At 67.2% G+C, this 3,017-nt stretch carries 3 protein-coding genes; all 3 read left to right on the forward strand.

The window, feature by feature from the left end; all coding sequences use genetic code 11:
• The first annotated feature begins 123 nt into the window (after positions 1–123).
• Genes ACRDUX_RS08155 through mig form a run of 3 tightly spaced genes read left to right on the forward strand, consistent with a single transcriptional unit; the run spans position 124 to position 3,004 of the window.
• Positions 124–744, forward strand: coding sequence for a cysteine hydrolase family protein (locus ACRDUX_RS08155; protein WP_526412747.1), 621 nt, complete (start codon positions 124–126; stop codon positions 742–744).
• Entirely contained in the window at positions 741–1,343 is a 603-nt protein-coding gene (locus ACRDUX_RS08160) for a PaaI family thioesterase (protein WP_526412749.1), read from the forward strand. Before ACRDUX_RS08155 ends, ACRDUX_RS08160 begins: the two co-directional genes overlap by 4 nt.
• A 20-nt stretch (positions 1,344–1,363) precedes the next feature.
• Complete coding sequence (mig, locus tag ACRDUX_RS08165) at positions 1,364–3,004, forward strand: medium-chain acyl-CoA ligase Mig (protein WP_526412751.1); 1,641 nt, start codon at positions 1,364–1,366, stop codon at positions 3,002–3,004.
• The last annotated feature ends 13 nt before the right edge of the window (positions 3,005–3,017 follow it).

The raw sequence follows: 3,017 nt of genomic DNA on the forward strand, positions 1-3,017 counted from the left end.
CCCGGCCCTCTCGCGGGTGGATGCGAAACCCTATATGGCGCTGAGGAAGTGGGCGGCGCAGTTCTACGACATTTCACCCACCAGCCCACCCGCCGACGTCGCGCCAAGCGCCGTGCCATCGACGTGAAGCCGGTACTCGCCGAGCTGGTGACGCCTGCACACACGGCGGTCGTCACACAGGAGGTACAGGGTGCCGTGATGGGGCCAAATGCCGGACTCGTCGTGCTGGCTGCCGAGGCCCGCCGCGAGGCGCTACCCAACATTGCCCGACTGCTCCCGATGGCGCGCGCCGCGGGTGTCCGGGTGGTGCACTGCCTGGTTCAGCGGCGTCCCGACGGACTCGGTTCGAACCACAACGCGCGACTCTTCGCAGGCGCAGGGAAGGGGGTCGACATCACGCCGGGTAGCGAAGGCGCCACCCTGTTGCCCGAAGCCGGCCCTGAGCCGTCCGACGTGGTCTTGTCCCGGTGGCACGGCGTCGGTCCGATGGGCGGCACCGACCTCGACGCGGTGCTGCGCAACCTCGGTGTGTCGACCATCATCCCGGTCGGCGTCTCACTGAACATCGCGATCCCCAACCTCGTCATGGACGCGGTGAACACGGGATACCGCGTGGTGCTGCCGCGGGATGCCGTCGCGGGGTACCCCGCCGAGTACGGTACGGCGATGATCGAGAACACCCTGTCACTGCTCGCCACGGTCACGACCACCGACGAACTGATCGCGGCGTGGCAGGCCTCGTGACGGACACTCGCGGCTTCCCCGAGCTGAAACCCGTTGAGGCACCACCGGAATTGGAGCGGTTCGCCACGGCGGTCCGTCGCCTGCAGGATCTCGCAGTCTCCACCAACCCCGATGGCGCGACGTGGACCGCCGCGTCCGAGCAGATCGAAGGCGTCTGCGCATCGCTCGAGGGCTTCGAGGTACCCGACGGCCAGGCCCCTGCCGGGCGCGCCATCGAACTGCCAGGACTGGGCCACCCCCTCATTCCCCCGTGGACGATCTCGGAGTTCGGCGAGGCCGGCGTCACGATGAAGGGCCACTTCAGTCGTTTTCACGTCGGCGGCAACATGGCGGTGCACGGCGGCGTCATCCCGCTGTTCTATGACTGGCACTTCGGCATGATCGTCTCCGCCGCAGGGCGCCCCATCAGCCGCACTGCCTACCTGCACGTCGACTACCGCGCAGTCACGCCGATCGACACACCGTTGATCAGCTGCGGCCGGATCGACCGCATCGAGGGCCGCAAGGCATTCATCACGGCGACCATGACCGATCCCGACGGCACCGTCTTGAGCGAAGCCAATGGCCTGATGATCAAGCTCCTCCCCCACCAGCCCTGAGACTGAGGAGAACCGCACAGATGGCCCAGCAGTTCACCGTTCCCGCCGTCCTCGATGCCGTCGCCGCCGAGATCGGTGATCGCGTCCTGCTCACCCAGAGTGACCGCCAGTTCAGCTATTCCGAAGTCGTCGAGCGGTCCAACCGGCTCGCCTCCTATCTGCACGCGCGCGGGCTGGGTTGCCACACCCCGCGAGACACCTTGGCCGGCCACGAGGTAGGGCAGGACATGGTGGGCATCTACGCCTACAACGGCAATGAGTTCGTCGAGGGACTCCTCGGCGCATTCCGCGCCAGGGTCGCGCCGTTCAACGTCAACTACCGCTATGTCAAGGACGAATTGCACTATCTGCTGGCTGATTCCGGCGCGACGGCGCTCATCTACCATGCCGCCTTCGCGCCAAGAGTCGCCGAGATACTGCCCAACCTTCCGAAACTGCGGGTGCTGATCCAGATCGCGGACGACTCGGGCAATGAACTCGTCTACGGCGCGGTCGACTACGAGACCGTCCTCGCCGCGAGTTCTCCGGAGCCCCCACCGGTGCAGCCCTCCCCCGACGACCTCTACGTGCTCTATACCGGTGGCACCACCGGGATGCCGAAGGGCGTGCTGTGGCGTCAGCACGACATCTTCATGACCTCGTTCGGTGGGAGGGAGCTCTACACGGGCAAGGCGGCCGCGTCCTACGCGGAGATCGCGGAGCGCGCGGCGGCCGGAGCGGGCACCAAGCTGATGGTGTTGCCGCCGTTGATCCACGGCGCCGCCCAGTGGGGCGTGATGACCGCGCTGACGACGGGCCAGTCGGTGGTATTCGCGTCCGTGGTCGACCATCTGGATGCCGACGAGGTGGTCGCGACGATCGAACGCGAACGGGTCATGGTGGTGACCGTGGTCGGCGACGCGATGGCCCGACCGCTCGCGGAGGCCATCGAACGCACGACTGCTGACGTCTCCTCGCTGGCGGTGGTGGCCAACGGTGGCGCCCTGTTGACCCCTACCACCAAGCAACGCCTCATCGATGCGAAGCCGGGCTTGGTCGTCGTCGACGGTGTCGGGTCGTCGGAGACTGGCGCCCAGATGGCCCACATGTCGGCCCCCGGTGCCGTCTCGACCGGCACGTTCAAGCCGGGAGCCGATACCTTCGTGGTGTCAGAAGACCTCAGCGGCATCCTCGAACCCGGTCACGACGGCATGGGCTGGCTTGCCCAGCGCGGGTTCGTTCCCCTTGGTTACAAAGGAGATCCAGCCAAGACGGCGGCGACGTTCCCGGTGATCGCCGGTGTGCGTTACGCCGTGCCGGGTGACCGCGCCCGCCATCTCGCCGACGATGCCATCGAACTCCTCGGCCGCGACTCGGTCACCATCAATTCCGGCGGCGAGAAGATCTTCGCCGAAGAAGTCGAGACGGCGATCGCGTCGCATCCGGCCGTCGTCGACGTCGTGGTGGCGAGCCGGCCAAGCGAACGTTGGGGCCAGGAGGTCGTCGCCGTGGTCGCGCTCGCCGAAGGCGTCGCACTCGGTCCCGATGAACTGATCGCCCACGCAGCAAAGTCCTTGGCGCGCTACAAGTTGCCCAAGGCGATCGTCTTCCGGACTGTCATCGAACGGAGCCCTGCCGGCAAGGCGGACTACCGGTGGGCCCGCGAGCAGGCAGGCGCCTAGTCCGCCTCCACCC

Source organism: Mycobacterium sp. (genome assembly GCF_050701675.1).
GTDB lineage: Bacteria > Actinomycetota > Actinomycetes > Mycobacteriales > Mycobacteriaceae > Mycobacterium.